Annotated in this window: 12 protein-coding genes; 4 read left to right on the top strand and 8 right to left on the bottom strand. The window is 73.5% G+C overall.

Annotated elements, in window-relative coordinates; genetic code table 11:
* Nucleotides 1-26: 26 nt before the first annotated feature.
* The 5 genes from ASC60_RS11530 to ASC60_RS11510 all read right to left on the bottom strand — a co-directional run bounded on the left by ASC60_RS11530 (nt 27) and on the right by ASC60_RS11510 (nt 6,528).
* Nucleotides 27-2,165 carry a 3-hydroxyacyl-CoA dehydrogenase NAD-binding domain-containing protein gene (locus ASC60_RS11530; protein WP_055549591.1) on the bottom strand — a complete coding sequence of 713 codons (2,139 nt, stop codon included), beginning with the start codon at nt 2,163-2,165 and terminating at the stop codon, nt 27-29.
* A complete protein-coding gene (locus tag ASC60_RS11525; RefSeq protein ID WP_055549589.1) occupies nt 2,162-3,379 on the bottom strand; it encodes an acetyl-CoA C-acyltransferase in 1,218 nt (405 codons plus the stop codon). The genes ASC60_RS11530 and ASC60_RS11525 overlap by 4 nt, the downstream gene beginning before the upstream one ends.
* Before the next feature lie 204 nt (nt 3,380-3,583).
* On the bottom strand, nt 3,584-4,861 hold the full coding sequence (locus ASC60_RS11520) for a ribonuclease D (protein ID WP_055549588.1): 1,278 nt from the start codon (nt 4,859-4,861) through the stop codon (nt 3,584-3,586).
* A 107-nt stretch (nt 4,862-4,968) separates the two neighbouring features.
* A complete protein-coding gene (locus ASC60_RS11515) occupies nt 4,969-5,631 on the bottom strand; it encodes a LuxR C-terminal-related transcriptional regulator (protein ID WP_055549586.1) in 663 nt (220 codons plus the stop codon).
* 174 nt (nt 5,632-5,805) lie between these two features.
* Complete coding sequence (locus tag ASC60_RS11510; RefSeq protein ID WP_055549584.1) at nt 5,806-6,528, bottom strand: DUF3000 domain-containing protein; 723 nt, start codon at nt 6,526-6,528, stop codon at nt 5,806-5,808.
* A 91-nt stretch (nt 6,529-6,619) separates the two neighbouring features.
* Between ASC60_RS11510 and hemE the strand changes: the two genes are divergently transcribed.
* Entirely contained in the window at nt 6,620-7,705 is a 1,086-nt protein-coding gene (gene hemE, locus ASC60_RS11505; RefSeq protein ID WP_055549582.1) for a uroporphyrinogen decarboxylase, read from the top strand.
* Nucleotides 7,706-7,727: 22 nt separating this feature from the next.
* Here the strand turns inward: hemE and ASC60_RS11500 are convergent, their stop codons facing one another.
* From ASC60_RS11500 to ASC60_RS11490, 3 genes are all read right to left on the bottom strand, one after another.
* Nucleotides 7,728-9,119, bottom strand: a complete 1,392-nt coding sequence (locus ASC60_RS11500; RefSeq protein WP_055549581.1) for an FAD-dependent oxidoreductase — start codon at nt 9,117-9,119, stop codon at nt 7,728-7,730.
* Between the two features lie 214 nt (nt 9,120-9,333).
* A complete protein-coding gene (locus tag ASC60_RS11495) occupies nt 9,334-10,158 on the bottom strand; it encodes an IclR family transcriptional regulator (RefSeq protein ID WP_055549579.1) in 825 nt (274 codons plus the stop codon).
* Nucleotides 10,155-11,339, bottom strand: a complete 1,185-nt coding sequence (locus tag ASC60_RS11490; RefSeq protein ID WP_055549577.1) for a 4-hydroxybenzoate 3-monooxygenase — start codon at nt 11,337-11,339, stop codon at nt 10,155-10,157. The genes ASC60_RS11495 and ASC60_RS11490 overlap by 4 nt, the downstream gene beginning before the upstream one ends.
* Nucleotides 11,340-11,436: 97 nt before the next feature.
* On the opposite strand from ASC60_RS11490, the gene ASC60_RS11485 reads away from it, so the two are divergent.
* The 3 genes from ASC60_RS11485 (at nt 11,437) to hemQ (ending at nt 15,417) form a co-directional block, all read left to right on the top strand.
* Nucleotides 11,437-13,170, top strand: coding sequence for an IclR family transcriptional regulator C-terminal domain-containing protein (locus ASC60_RS11485; RefSeq protein ID WP_055550057.1), 1,734 nt, complete (start codon nt 11,437-11,439; stop codon nt 13,168-13,170).
* The gene (gene hemG / locus ASC60_RS11480) at nt 13,167-14,588 is read left to right on the top strand and encodes a protoporphyrinogen oxidase (RefSeq protein WP_055549575.1); all 1,422 of its coding nucleotides are present in this window, start codon (nt 13,167-13,169) and stop codon (nt 14,586-14,588) included. Before ASC60_RS11485 ends, hemG begins: the two co-directional genes overlap by 4 nt.
* Nucleotides 14,589-14,664: 76 nt before the next feature.
* Nucleotides 14,665-15,417, top strand: coding sequence for a hydrogen peroxide-dependent heme synthase (hemQ, locus tag ASC60_RS11475; protein ID WP_055549573.1), 753 nt, complete (start codon nt 14,665-14,667; stop codon nt 15,415-15,417).
* The last annotated feature ends 3 nt before the right edge of the window (nt 15,418-15,420 follow it).

The raw sequence follows: 15,420 nt of genomic DNA, 5'->3' as shown, positions 1-15,420 counted from the left end.
CCCGGGCACCTCACCCGCTCGCGGCTTTACGCGGGCACGCTCGCGACGCCCGGGGCCAGGAACCGCTTCCCGTTCACCCGCTCCGAGACGCCCTCACGGTCCAGGTACGGCGTGAGGCCGCCCAGGTGGAAGGGCCAGCCCGCGCCGGTGATCAGGCACAGGTCGATGTCCTGCGCCTCGGCGACGACGCCCTCGTCCAGCATCAGGCCGATCTCCTGCGCGACGGCGTCCAGCACCCGGGCGCGCACCTGCTCCTCCGTCAGGACCGTGTCGCCCTGCTGGAGCAGCGCGGCGACCTCCGGGTCCAGCACCGGCTTCGCTGAATTGCCGTCGGCATAAACGTAGAAGCCGCGCTTGCCCGCCTCGACCACGCGCTTGAGGTTGGGCGAGACCGTGAAGCGGTCCGGGAAGGCGCCGTGCAGCGTCTCGGAGACGTGCAGGCCGATGGCCGGGCCGACCAGCTCCAGCAGCACCAGCGGGGACATCGGCAGCCCGAGCGGCTCCACCGCGCGCTCCGCGACGTCGACCGGGGTGCCCTCGTCGATGACGTTCTGGATCTCGCCCATGAAGCGGGTCAGGATCCGGTTGACGACGAACGCCGGGGCGTCCTTGACCAGGACGGCGGTCTTCTTCAGCTTCTTGGCCACACCGAAGGCCGTCGCCAGCGACGCGTCATCGGTCTTCTCACCGCGGACGATCTCCAGCAGCGGCAGGATCGCCACCGGGTTGAAGAAATGGAAGCCCACGACCCGCTCGGGGTGCCGGAGCTTGGACGCCATCTCGCTGACCGACAGCGACGAGGTGTTGGTGGCGAGGATGGCGTGCTCCGGCACGACCGCCTCGACCTCGGCGAACACCTGCTGCTTGACGCCCATCTCCTCGAAGACGGCCTCGATGACGAAGTCGGCGTCCCCGAAGGCGGCGGCCTTGTCCAGCGAACCGGTCACCGCGGCCTTGAGCCGGTTGGCCTTGTCCTGGTTGATACGGCCCTTGAGCAGCAGTTTGTCGATCTCGCCGTGGACGTAGCCGACGCCCTTGTCGACGCGCTCCTGGTCGATGTCGGTCAGCACGACCGGCACCTCCAGACGGCGCGCGAACAGCAGCGCCAGCTGCGAGGCCATCAGCCCCGCGCCCACCACGCCGACCTTGGAGACCGGACGGGCGAGCGACTTGTCCGGGGCGCCGGCCGGGCGCTTGGCGCGCTTCTGCACCAGGTTGAAGGCGTAGATGCCGCTGCGCAGCTCGCCGCCCATGATGAGGTCGGCGAGCGCCTTCTCCTCGGCCTCGTAGCCGCGGGCCAGGTCGCCGTTGCGGGCCGCGTCGATGATCTCCAGCGCCCGGTACGCGGCCGGGGCCGCCCCGTGCACCTTGCCGTCGGCGATGGCGCGGCCGCGCACCACGGCCTCGTGCCAGGCGTCACCGCGGTCGATCTCGGGGCGGGCGATCTCGATCTCGCCCCTGAGGACGGCCGCGGTCCAGATCAGCGACTGCTCCAGGAAGTCCGCGCCCTCGAAGATCGCGTCGGCGATCCCCAGCTCGTAGACCTGCTTCCCCTTCAGTTGCTTGTTCTGGTTGAGCGAGTTCTCGATGATGACCGAGACCGCGCGGTCCGCGCCGATCAGGTTCGGCAGCAGGGTGCAGCCGCCCCAGCCGGGGACCAGGCCGAGGAACACCTCGGGCAGCGAGAACGCGGGCAGCGCGGCCGAGACGGTGCGGTAGGTGCAGTGCAGGCCGACCTCGACACCGCCGCCCATCGCCGCGCCGTTGTAGTAGGCGAAGGTGGGCACGGCGAGCGCGGACAGCCGCTTGAAGACGTCGTGGCCGCCCTTGCCGATGGCGAGCGCGTCCTCGTGGCGCTTCAGCAGCTCCACGCCCTTGAGGTCGGCGCCGACGGCGAAGATGAACGGCTTTCCGGTGATGCCGACGCCGGTGATCGCGCCGTCCGCGGCCTCCTTCTCCACCTGGTCGATCGCCGCGCCCAGGTTCGCCAGCGAGGCCGGGCCGAAGGTGGTGGGCTTGGTGTGGTCGAGCCCGTTGTCCAGGGTGATGAGCGCGAAGCGGCCCGCGTCCTGGGGGAGGTCGAGGTGGCGGACGTGCGCCTGCGTCACGACCTCGTCCGGGAACAGCTCGGCCGCTCCCTTGAGAAGCTCTGCGGTGGTAGTCACTTGTTCCCCTCGAAGTGCGGGTTCTCCCAGATCACGGTGCCCCCCATGCCGAAACCGATGCACATGGTGGTGATGCCGTAGCGGACCTCCGGCTGCTCCTCGAACTGCCGCGCCAGCTGCGTCATCAGGCGGACGCCGGAGGAGGCGAGCGGGTGGCCGAAGGCGATCGCGCCGCCGTACTGGTTGACGCGCGGGTCGTCGTCCGCGATGCCGTAGTGGTCCAGGAACGACAGCACCTGGACGGCGAACGCCTCGTTGATCTCGAACAGGCCGATGTCATCGATCGTCAGCCCGGCCTTGGACAGGGCTTTCTTGGTGGCCGGGACCGGGCCGTAGCCCATCACCTCGGGCTCGACGCCCGCGAAGGCGAACGACACCAGGCGCATCCGGACCGGCAGGTCCAGCTCCCGGGCGAAGTCCTCGGAGGCGATCAGGGAGGCGGTGGCGCCGTCGTTGAGCCCCGCCGAGTTGCCCGCGGTGACCCGGCCGTGCGGCCGGAACGGGGTCTTCAGCGTGGCCAGGTTCTCCAGCGTGGTGCCCGGGCGCATCGGCTCGTCGGCGGTCGCCAGGCCCCAGCCGGTCTCCCCGCCCTCGGGGGTGGTGCGGCGCACCGAGACCGGCACCAGGTCCTGCTGGATCTTGCCGTTGGCGTACGCCTTCGCGGCCTTCTCCTGGCTGCGCACCGCGAACTCGTCGGCGCGCTGCTTGGTGAGGTGCGGCAGCCGGTCGTGCAGGTTCTCCGCCGTCATGCCCATGAAGAGGGCCGACTCGTCGACCAGCTTCTCGGAGACGAACCGCGGGTTCGGGTCGACGCCCTCGCCCATCGGGTGGCGGCCCATGTGCTCCACGCCGCCCGCGACGACGGCGTCGTACGCGCCGAAGGCGATGGAGCCCGCGGTCGTGGTGACGGCGGTCATGGCACCGGCGCACATCCGGTCGATCGAGTAGCCGGGCACCGACTGCGGAAGCCCGGCCAGGATGCCCGCCGTGCGGCCGATGGTCAGGCCCTGGTCCCCGATCTGGGTGGTCGCGGCGACGGCCACCTCGTCGATGCGCTCCGGCGGCAGATCCGGGTTGCGTCGCAGCAGCTCCCGGATGCACTTGACGACCAGGTCGTCGGCGCGGGTCTCGTGGTAGATGCCCTTCGGGCCCGCCTTGCCGAACGGGGTACGGACGCCGTCGACGAAGACGACGTCCCTAGCGGTACGAGGCACGTTGGCTCTCCTCCAGGTGCGGGATGGCACTGCTGCGGGCGCGCCATCGGCGCGCCTCCACACCCTCATGCTACTTATGAGTAACCACGCTGCCCAGTCTTCGCCGCCGTAGCGTCGAAGGTCACAGGTCACAGCATGAAACGGACCGGCGGCCGAGGCCGCCGGTCCACGCGCGTCACATCACGCCGGACGCCGCTTCCGGGCTCACCCGGTCTCCGTCCGCAGGGCGCCGGTCAGGACCGTGGACACCTGGTCGATCTGCCAGGGGCGGGCGCCATGAGAGGCGAGAACGTCCGCCACCGCGTCCGTCGTCGGCTCCGCCGGCGGCTCCCAGCACAGCCGCCGGACCGTATCCGGGGCGATCAGGTTCTCCTGCGGCAGATTCAGCCGTTCGGCGAGCGCCGTCACCGCCGTGCGGGCCGCCGAGAGCCGGGCCGCCGCGGCCGGGTCCTTGTCCGCCCACGCGCGCGGCGGGGGCGGACCGGCCACCGGCTGGCCGGGCTGGGGGAGTTCGGCCTCCGGCAGGGCCCGGGCCCGGTCCACCGCGGCCTGCCACTGCTCCAGCTGGCGACGGCTCATCCGGTGGCCGAAGCCGCTGAGCGCGGACAGCGCCCGGGCGTTCACCGGCAGCGCGAGCGCGGCCTCCACGATCGCCGCGTCCCCCAGCACCTTGCCGGGCGAGACGTCGCGGCGCTGGGCGATCCGGTCCCGGGCCGTCCACAGCTCCCGCACCACGGCCATCTGCCGTCGTCGTCTCACCTTGTGCATCCCCGACGTACGCCGCCAGGGGTCCTTACGGGGCGGGGCGGGCGGGGCCGCGGCGATGGCCGCGAACTCCTGGTGGGCCCACTCCAGCTTCCCCTGCCGGGTCAGCTCCTCCTCCAGCGCGTCCCGCAGGTCGACCAGCAGCTCCACATCGAGCGCGGCGTAGTGCAGCCACGGCTCGGGGAGCGGGCGGGTCGACCAGTCGACGGCCGAATGGCCCTTCTCCAGCGCGTAGCCGAGGATGTTCTCGACCATGGCGCCGAGCCCCACCCGGGCGAACCCGGCCAGCCGGCCCGCGAGTTCGGTGTCGAAGAGCCGGTCCGGGACCATGCCTATGTCACGCAGACACGGCAGGTCCTGGGTCGCGGCATGCAGCACCCACTCGGCGTCGGCGATGGCGGCCCCCAGACCCGACAGGTCGGGGCAGCCGATGGGGTCGATCAGTGCGGTCCCCGCTCCGGCCCGGCGCAGCTGGACCAGATAGGCCCGCTGTCCGTAGCGGTAGCCGGAGGCGCGCTCGGCGTCGACGGCCACGGGGCCGTGGCCCGCGGCGAAGGCCGCGACGACGCCGGCGAGCGCGTCCGGGTCGGCGGTGACGGGCGGAATGCCCTCACGCGGCTCCAGCAAGGGGACCGGCGCCGGGGGGAGGTCGTCCGGAGGAGCGCCCCCGGTGGTTCGCAGTGTCGTCTCTGCTGCGGTCTCTTGGGCGTCGGTCACCTGTCAAGGGTAGCTGTGTACGGGGAGTACACAGGGCGCCCGTCGACGGAACGTTCCGTCGACGGGCGCGGGGATGGTGCGGGACGGGGCGATCCCGGCCGCAGGACTCAGTGGATGATGCCGGTACGCAGCGCGACCGCGACCATGCCGGCCCGGTCGCCGGTGCCGAGCTTGCGGGCGATGCGGGCGAGGTGGCTCTTGACGGTGAGTGCGGACAGGCCCATCGAGACGCCGATGGCCTTGTTGGACTGGCCCTCCGCAACCAGCCTCAGCACCTCGACCTCGCGTCCCGACAGCTCCCGGTAGCCACCCGGGTGACCGGGGGCGCCCGGCGGGCGGCGGTGCATCCGGGCGGCGGCGGCGCCGATGGGGGCGGCGCCGGGGCGCCCGGGGATGCCCAGGTTGGTACGGGTGCCGGTGACGACGTAGCCCTTGACGCCACCGGCCAGCGCGTTGCGCACCGCGCCGATGTCGTCGGCGGCGGAGAGGGCCAGCCCGTTCGGCCAGCCCGCGGCGCGGGTCTCGGACAGCAGGGTGAGGCCGGAGCCGTCGGGGAGGTGGACCTCGGCGACACAGATGTCGCGCGGGTTGCCGATACGGGGGCGGGCCTCCGCGACGGACGACGCCTCGATGACGTCGCGCACCCCGAGGGCCCACAGGTGACGGGTGACGGTGGAACGAACGCGGGGGTCGGCGACGACGACCATGGCCGTCGGCTTGTTCGGGCGGTAGGCGACCAGGCTGGACGGTTGCTCGAGGAGAACAGACACCAGGCCTCCTGGAAAGTGGTGGGACGGGTCACCACTCCTTCGGCACCGATACGGTCCAGCTTTAGGGAATGATCACGATTTGGTGAGTAACAATTCGGGCAATCTCGGTCAGGCGGGGTTGTCTGAGTGTCCGGAAGCGCACAGCGCGACCGGGCGGCGGGCGGATACGGAGGGTCAGCGGGGCTGGGGGCCGCGGCGCTGGGGGAGCGAGACCACACCCGCCTCCGTGGTCCCGGCCGGCGGCAGCCCGGCGATCTGGCACAGCAGATCGCACCAGGCCGCCAGGTGCGCCCCGGTGTCGGGGACGCCCAGCGGCTCCGCGGCCGCCTCGTCCGCCCGCTCCGGGCGGGCCGGCTCGGGGGAGGGGTGGCCCGACGGCGTCCAGGAGGCGCGGATCTCGATCCGGGTCGAGGGCTCCCGCTCCCCGATCCCGCCGAAGTAGTGGGAGCTGGCGCGCGTGACCGTGCCGCTGGGCTCCACGCAGCCGAGGCCGCGCGCGTCCAGCGCGCCGGTGAGCCATGACCAGCACACCTCGGGCAGCAGGGGATCCGCCGCGATCTCCGGCTCCAGGTCGGCGTGGATCAGCGTGACCAGCCGGAAGGTGCCGCGCCAGGCGTCGTGGCCCGCCGGGTCGTGCAACAGGATGAGCCGGCCCTCGGCCAGCTCGTCCTCGTCGCCGGCGGCGGTGGCGTCCGTGACCACCGCTTCGAGTGCGTAGGAGAACGGCGCCAGCCGGCGCGGCGGTGGGGTCGGATCGAGCTCCACCTCCGGCCGCACCCGTACCGCGCGCAGACCGGCGACCGCACGCCGGAAGGCGAGCGGGGTGCCCTCCCCGCCCGCGTCCGGGCCGTCAGCACCGTCAGCACCGTTCGAGAGGTGTCCTTGAACCGCTGCCATGCCCGGAAGACTAGGCGCACCGAGGGCTCCAACCGGGGAGGAACACCCGGGTTGGCGGGTCACTCGTTCGGCCCGTGCGAAGATTTGGTGCATGAGCGCCACAGAGCGGCCCTCGGGCCAGCAGCAGACCGGCCGTCCGGCGGCGAACCCGTGCGCCGATTCGGCCTTCCTCCGGGCCTGTCGACGCGAACCGGTGCCGCACACCCCGGTGTGGTTCATGCGGCAGGCGGGGCGCTCGCTGCCGGAGTACCACAAGGTCCGTAAGGGCATCGCCATGCTGGACTCCTGCACGCGCCCCGACCTGGTCACGGAGATCACGCTGCAGCCGGTGCGCCGTCACCGGGTGGACGCGGCGATCTACTACAGCGACATCGTGGTGCCGCTCAAGGCGATCGGGCTCGACCTCGACATCAAGCCCGGCGTCGGTCCGGTGGTGGAGCAGCCGATCCGCAGCCGCGCGGATCTGGAGCGGCTTCGTCCGCTCGACCCCGACGATGTGAAGTACGTCACCGAGGCCGTCGGGATGCTCGTCGGGGAACTGGGCGCCACCCCCCTCATCGGCTTCGCGGGCGCGCCCTTCACGCTCGCCAGCTATCTGGTCGAGGGCGGCCCGTCGCGCAACCACGAGCACACCAAGGCGCTCATGTACGGCGACCCGGAGCTGTGGGCCGATCTGCTGGACCGGCTCGCGGACATCACCGCCACCTTCCTGAAGGTGCAGATCGAGGCGGGCGCCTCGGCCGTGCAGCTCTTCGACTCCTGGGTCGGCGCCCTGGCCCCGTCCGACTACCGCCGCAGCGTGATGCCCGCCTCCGCGAAGGTCTTCGAGGCCGTCGCCGGGTACGGCGTGCCGCGCATCCACTTCGGCGCCGGCACCGGCGAGCTGCTCGGCCTGCTCGGCGAGGCCGGGGCGGACGTCGTCGGCGCCGACTGGCGGGTGCCGCTGGACGAGGCCGCCCGGCGGGTGGGCCCCGGCAAGGCGCTGCAGGGCAACCTCGACCCCGCCGTGCTGTTCGCTCCGCGCGAGGCCGTGGAGGCCAAGGCGGCCGAGGTGCTGGACGCGGCCCAGGGGCTTGAGGGGCACATCTTCAACCTCGGCCACGGCGTGCTGCCCACCACCGACCCGGACGCCCTGACCCGGCTCGTCGAGTACGTCCACACCCGCACCGAGCGCTGACGCGTCCGGCGGCGCCGGACCGCTACCGGCCGGTGGCCTCCCGTACGACGGCCGCCGCCTTGCGCGCCGCCACCTGCACCGGGTCCCACACCGGGGAGAACGGCGGGGCGTACCCCAGGTCCAGCGAGGCGACCTGCTCGACCGTCATCCCGGCGGTGAGCGCGACCGCCGCGATGTCCACGCGCTTGCCCGCGCCCTCCCGGCCGACGATCTGCACCCCGAGCAGCCGCCCCGTGCGGCGCTCGGCGAGCATCTTCACCGTCATCGGGCGGGCGCCGGGGTAGTATCCGGCGCGGCTGGTGGACTCGGCGGTGACGGTGTGGAAGCGCAGCCCCACCGACTCCGCCTGGGCCTCCAGCAGTCCGGTGCGGGCGATCTCCAGATCGCAGACCTTGCTGACCGCGGTGCCGACCACGCCGGGGAACGTCGCATAGCCGCCGCCGATGTTGGTGCCGATGACCTGGCCCTGCTTGTTGGCATGGGTGCCCAGCGGGATGTGCCGGGTGCGGCCGGACACCAGGTCCAGGACCTCGACGCAGTCGCCGCCCGCCCAGATGTTGCCATGGCCGCGCACCCGCATGGCCAGGTCGGTGAGCAGCCCGCCCGACTCGCCCAGCGGCAGCCCCGCCTCCCGGGCGAGCCGGGTCTCCGGGGCCACCCCGAGGCCCAGCACCACCAGCTCGGCGGGGTATTCGCCGCCTTTGGTGGCCACCCCGCGCACCCGGCCGTCCTCACCGGTCAGCACCTCGGCGACCTCCGCGCCGGTCACGGTGTCGATGCCGAGCCCGCTCATCGCGTCCCGCACCAGCCGCCCCATGTCGGGGTCGAGGGTGGCCATCGGCTGCTCGCCGCGCTCCAGGACGGTGACCCGGCAGCCGCGGCGGGTCAGCGCCTCGGCCATCTCCACCCCGATGTATCCGGCGCCGACCACGACGGCCCGCTCGACCGTCCGGCCCTCCAGGGTCTCCAGCAGCGCCCGCCCGTCGTCCAGGGTCTGCACCCCGTGCACCCCGGGCGCGTCGATGCCGGGCAGGCCGGGGCGGCGGGGGCGGGCGCCGGTGGCGATGACCAGGTCGTCGAAGCCGTGCCAGCGCTCGGCGCCGCCGGACGCGTCCAGCTCCCGGACCCGGACCCGCTGCCCGGCGACGTCGATCCCGGTCACCTCGCTGCGGAGGCGGACGTCGATACCGCGCGCGCGGTGCGCCTTTGGGGTGCGGGCGACGAGGTCGTCGGGGCCGTCCACCAGACCCCCGGCCCAGTAGGGGATGCCGCAGGCCGAGTACGACGTGAAGTGGCCGCGCTCGAAGGCGATGATCTCCAGCTCGCCCGGTTTGCCGAGCCTGCGCGCCTGGGACGCGGCGGACATCCCCGCCGCGTCGCCCCCGATGACCACCATCCGCCGTGCTGCCGCCATCGCGTCCGCCCCTTCGTCGCCGTATGCCGTGGTCCGTCGGGTACCACGCTACGAGCGCGCCATGGGTTCGCGGACCAGGACGTACAGAACGGCACTCGTGAGCATCAGCGCGCCGTCGATGTAGACGGCGGACGTCCAGCTGCCGGAGCGTGGTGCGGCCTACAAGGACGTGACGTGGAGACACCCCCGACAAGAGGCGGACCCAGGTCTTCCGTCAGCCGGAAGCCTCGGCGAGCGACTCGTGATCCCAGGCGGCCGCGAGAGTACGGGAGATGCCGTGGGCGGCGACCCGCACCGCGGGTATCAGCCCCGGTGCCCGCCCCTCCGCGGCCGGGACCACCACCGACAGCGAGGCCACCACCTCCCCGCGCGGCCCCCGCACCGGGGCGGCGATGGACAGCCCGTCCATGGTGATCTGACGGTCGCTGACCGCGATCCCGGTGCGCCGCACCTCGGCGAGGGTGGCCCGCAGCCGGGCCGGGTCCTGGATGGTCCGCTCGGTGAACCGGCGCATCGGCCGGGCGCACACCCGCTCGCCAAGACCCGGCGGCCCGTAGGCGAGCAGCACCAGGCCGACGCCGGTGGCGTGCAGCGGCCAGCGGCTGCCGACCCGGGTGCGCACATGGACCGCGGAGCGGCCGGAGATCAGCTCGACGAAGACCACTTCCAGGCCGTCGCGCACCGCCAGCTGGACGTTCTCATGGGTGGCCTCGTACAGGTCCTCCATGAACGGCAGCGCCGCCTCGCGCACCCCGACCCCGCGCGGCGACAGCGTCGCCACCTCCCACAGCCGCAGCCCGATGTGGTACGCCCCCGAGGTGTCGCGCTCCAGGGCGCCCCAGTGGGTGAGCGAGGCGACCAGCCGGTGCGCGGTGGCCAGCGGCAGCCCGGCGCGCCGGGCGAGGGCGGTGAGCGACAGCGAACGGTGCGAGGCGTCGAACGCGTCCAGCACGGCCAGCACCCGGCCCGCGACCGACCGCCCGGCGCCGGTGCGCTGACCCGCCGCGGGACGCACCGGGGGGCTCGCCGGGGCCGTCATGACAGCGGGAGGCCGACGTAGTTCTCGGCCAGCTCGGCGGAAGCGGTGTGGGAGGTGGCGATCCGGTCCAGCTGGGCGATCTGCAGCCGGTCCTCGAACGGGCTCTGCTCCGGGCGCCGGTGCAGGGTGTCCGTCATGGCATACGAGAAGCGCTCGGCCTGCCACACCCGGGCGAGGCAGGCCGCCGAATAGCCGTCCAGTAGCTCGGTCGAGCCCGTGGTGTGGTGATGGGCGAGCGCGCGGGCCAGGGTGACCACGTCGCCGACGGCGAGGTTGAGCCCTTTGGCCCCGGTCGGCGGCACGATATGCGCCGCGTCGCCCGCGAGGAAGAGCCTGCCGTGGCGCATCGGCTCCTGCACGAAACTGCGCATCGGGGTCACGGACTTGGCGGTGATCGGACCGCGCTCCAGTCTCCACCCGCCGGTGTCGAGGGCGAAGCGGGTGGACAGCTCGTCCCAGATCCGCTCGTCGGACCAGTCGGCGGGATCGGTGCCGTTCGGCACCTGGAGATAGAGCCGGGAGACCTGCGGGGAGCGCATGCTGTGCAGCGCGAAGCCGCGCTGATGGCGGGCGTAGATCAGCTCCTCGCAGGACGGCGGCACATCGGCCAGCACCCCCAGCCAGGAATAGGGATAGGTGCGCTCGAAGGTGCGGACCAGACCGGCCGGGACCGCGCGCCGGGCGATGCCGTGGAAGCCGTCGCAGCCCGCCACGAAACCGCAGCTCAGCGTCTGCTCACGGCCCTCGTGGCGGAAGCGGATGACCGGGGCCCCGGAATCCGCCTTCTCGATGGCCAGGGCCTCGGCCTCGAACAGCAGCGGAGGGCCCCCGGGGTCGGCGAGCTGGAGCCGGACCAGATCCTTGACGATCTCCGTCTGGGCGTAGACCGTCACCGACTTGCCGCCGGTGGCGGTGGGGAAGTCGACGCGGTGGCTTCGGCCCTCGAAGCGCAGCTCGATGCCCTGGTGCGGCAGCCCCTCGCGGTCCAGGCGCTCGGCGGCGCCGCACTCCCGCAGCACGTCCACGGTGCCCTGCTCCAGGATCCCGGCCCGCTGCCGCCGCTCGACATAGGCCCGGTCGCGGCTCTCCAGCACCACGCAGTCCACCCCGGCGCGGTGCAGCAGACGGGCGAGCAGCAGGCCGGCGGGTCCTCCACCGATGATCCCGACGGTCGTGCGCATCGAAAGGTCCCTTCGTCCGGGCCGGCCGTCCGGGCCGGGTGAGATGAGGATCCCGACTTGTTCGCGGAGTGAAACTTCGTTCATAATCTGAATCATGATGAGTCTCGGTCCGGAGTCCCCACCTGTCAATGGCCCCGTCGGCCCTCTCGAGCGCGGCCTCGCCGTGCTGTGCGAGCTGACCCGGCTGGCCGCGCACCAGGGCGATGCCACGGTCCGGCCCGGCGACCTCGTGCGCGGCACCGGGCTCGCCCGGTCCGTCGTCGACCGCGTCGTGGGCACGCTCGAACAGCTCGGATATGTGCGGCTCGACGGGCGCGACGTCAGCCTCGCGGCCCGGCTCATGGAGCTGGGAAACGCCTACCTCGCCGCCAGCGGCCTGCCGGACGCGCTCGGTCCGTTCGCCGAGCGGCTGGCCGACGGGCTCGACGAATCGGTCTCGGTCGCCGTGCCGGACGGTGACGGGGCGCGCTTCGTCGTCCAGGCCACCCGCCGCCGCACCATGTCCCTCGCCTTCCGCATCGGCGATCTGCTTCCCGCCGAGCGCTGCGCCCCGGGCGCGCTCTTCGCCGCCGAGTGGGACGAGCGGGCCTGGGCGGCCTGGCGCGCCCGCCGCGCCGCCGACCCCCTCGACCTCACCTTCCCCGCCGTTCCGCCGCGCCACCGGCCCGCCGCCGGCACCGGCTTCGAGGCGCGCGTGCGGGAGGCCGCCCGGACCGGCTGGGCGGCCGACGACCAGCTGATCGAGCCCGGCCTGGTGGCGGTGTCGGTCCCCGTCCGGGACCCCTCGGGCCGTATCGCGTGCGCGGTGAACGTGGTCAGTCACACCAGCCGCCATGACGTGGCCTCGCTGCGGGACGCCGTGCTGGGTCCGCTGTGTGCGGAGATCCCGGCGATGGAGGCGGCGTTGGCCGCCCCGCCCACGCGCCGCCCGCCCGAGACGCCCGTCGCTCCGGAAGCGTCGGCCGAGGATCCGGCGCGGGTGGCCAAGCGGGAGCTGGGGGCCGGGTATCTGCAGTCGCTCGCGCGCGGCCTCACCGTGCTGCGGGCGCTGGGCACGCCGGGGGAGGCGGCGGAGGGCGAGGGCGCGCGGCGCGGGCTCACGCTCACCGCCGTCGCCGAGGCCACCGGGCTGCCCCGGGCCACCGCGCGCCGCTCCCTGCTCACCCTCGTCGAGCTGGGATACGCCGAGTACGCGGCGGCCGACGGCCGGGCCTTCCGCCCGCTGCCGCGCGTGCTGGAGCTGGGCTACGCGCCGCTGGGCGACCTGTCGTTCACCGAGCTGGCCCAGCCCCATCTGCGCGAACTCGTCCGCACCGTCCACGAGTCGGCGTCCCTGGCGGTCCTCGACGGCGACGACATCCGGTATGTGGCGCGGGTCCCCACCGTGCGGATCATGAGCGTCAACATCACCATCGGCACCCGCTTCCCCGCCTACGCGACCTCCATGGGCCGGGTGCTGCTCGCCGGGCTCGACCCAAAGGCGCGCGCCGCCCATCTCGCCGGGCTCGCCCCGAAGCCGCTGACCCGGCACACCGTGACCGCCGTGCCCGAGCTGGCCCGCGTCCTGGAGCGCACCGCGAGGGACGGATACGCCCTGGTGGACGAGGAGTTGGAGGAGGGGCTGCGGTCCCTGGCCGTGCCCGTACGGGGCGTGGAGGGCCAGGTGGTGGCCGCGCTCAACATCGCCACCCACGCGGGCCGCGGCAGCGCGGAGGCCACCCGGGAGGAGCTGCTTCCGGCGCTGCGGGCCGCCGCCGCCCGCATCGAGGCCGACCTCGCCACGGCCCGCGCCCATCACCCCCTGGGGGCGGGTGAGAGAGTGGGGGCATGAGCGCAGCGACCTCCCCGCACCCCCGGCACACCGGCCACACCGTCGTCATCGGCGGCGGGATCTCGGGCCTCGCGGCCGCCCACCGGCTGCGGACCGGCGGGGCGCGGGTGACCGTGCTGGAGGCGTCGGGGCGGCTGGGCGGCAAGCTGCGCTCGGGCGAGATCGAGGGCGTGACCGTGGACCTGGGCGCCGAATCGATGCTCGCCCGGCGCCCGGAGGCGGTGGAGCTGGCGCGCGCCGTCGGCCTCGGCGAGCGGCTGCAGCCGCCCGCGACCGCGACCGCCGCCCTGTGGACGCGCGGCGCCCTGCGGCCGATGCCCAAGGGCCATGTGATGGGCGTGCCCGGCGACCTGGCGCCGCTCGCCGCGTCCGGGGTGATCTCGGACGAGGGGCTGGCCCGCATCGCCCGCGACGCGGAGCTGCCGCCCACCCCGGTCGGTGAGGACGTGGCGCTGGGCGGGTTCATCGCGGAGCGGCTCGGCCGGGAGGTCGTGGACCGGCTGGTCGAGCCACTGCTCGGCGGGGTGTACGCGGGCGATGTGTACCGCACCTCGATGCGGGCCGCGGTGCCGGCCCTCTTCGAACTGGCCAAGGCGGACCGCCCGCTGTCCGAGGGGGTCCGGGCGCTGGCCGAGCGGTCGGCCCAGCGGCAGGACGGGCCGGTGTTCATGGGCATCGACGGCGGTATCGGCCGCCTGCCGCTGGCCGTGGCCGACGCCGTACGGGCCGCGGGCGGCGAGATCCGCACCGACGCGCCCGTACGGGAGCTGCGGCGGGCCGCCGACGGCTGGACCGTCGTCACCGACGACGGGGCGCTGCGGGCCGACGCGGTCGTGCTGGCGGCCCCCGCGCCCGCCGCCGCCCGGCTCCTGGCGGCCGACTGCCCGGCCGCCTCCGCCGAGCTGGCCGCCGTGGACTACGCCTCCATGGCGCTGATCACCATGGCCTTCCGCCGCGAGGACGTGGCGTCGCTGGCCGGGGGCAGCGGCTTTCTGGTCCCGCCGGTCGACGGCCACACGATCAAGGCGGCCACGTTCTCCAGCCGCAAATGGGGCTGGCTCCGTGACTCCGCGCCCGATCTCTTCGTGCTGCGTACCTCGATCGGGCGGTTTGAGGACGAGGAGCATCTGAAGCGCGACGACGCCGATCTGGTAGGGATGTCGCTCGCCGATCTCGGCGCGGCCACCGGCCTGGCCGCCAAGCCGGTGGCGACCCGGGTGACCCGCTGGGACGGCGGGCTGCCCCAGTACCCGGTCGGCCATCTGGACCGGGTCGCCCGGATCCGCGCGGAGGTCGCCAAGCTGCCCGGGCTGCGGGTGTGCGGCGCGCTCTACGACGGCGTCGGCATCCCCGCGTGCGTCGCATCCGCCCGCACGGCCGCCGACGAGCTGCTGGGGGGCGCCGGGAGCCCGGCGTGATCGGCAGGACACCCCCTGAGCCGCTCACGGTGACCCTGGCGGCGGGCGGCGACGGCGGAGAGCGAGAATAGGAGCCATGACTGCTGCTGTTCCCGAGATCCCCGACACGCCCGAGACCGCTCCGTCCCCGAAGGCTCCCAACGCCGGGAAGAAGGCCAAGGACCTCAACGAGGTCATCCGCTACACCCTGTGGTCGGTGTTCCGGCTGCGCGATGTGCTGCCGGAGGACCGCACCGGCTACGCCGACGAGGTCGAGCAGCTGTTCGCGCAGCTCGCCGCCAAGGACGTCACCGTGCGCGGCACCTATGACCTCTCCGGGCTGCGGGCGGACGCGGACGTCATGATCTGGTGGCATTCGGAGACCTCCGACGCCCTGCAGGAGGCGTACAACCTGTTCCGCCGCACCCGGCTCGGCCGCGCCCTGGAGCCGGTCTGGTCGAACATGGCGCTGCACCGCCCGGCGGAGTTCAACAAGTCGCACATCCCCGCGTTCCTCGCGGACGAGCACGCGCGCGACTACGTCAGCGTCTACCCCTTCGTGCGGTCCTACGACTGGTATCTCCTCCCCGACGAGGAGCGCCGCACGATGCTCGCGGACCACGGCAAGATGGCGCGCGGCTTCCCGGATGTGCGCGCCAACACCGTCGCGTCGTTCTCCCTCGGTGACTACGAGTGGATCCTGGCCTTCGAGGCGGACGAGCTGCACCGGATCGTCGACCTGATGCGCCATCTGCGCGCCTCCGAGGCGCGCCGTCATGTGCGCGAGGAGGTGCCGTTCTACACCGGGCGCCGCAAGCCGGTCTCCGAGCTGGTCGCCGGCCTGGCCTGACGG

It is taken from the genome of Streptomyces sp. NBRC 110028 (assembly GCF_001417735.1).
GTDB lineage: Bacteria > Actinomycetota > Actinomycetes > Streptomycetales > Streptomycetaceae > Streptomyces.
The sequence above is the reverse complement of the archived record's forward strand: the minus strand, read 5'-3'. Positions and strand labels throughout refer to the sequence as shown.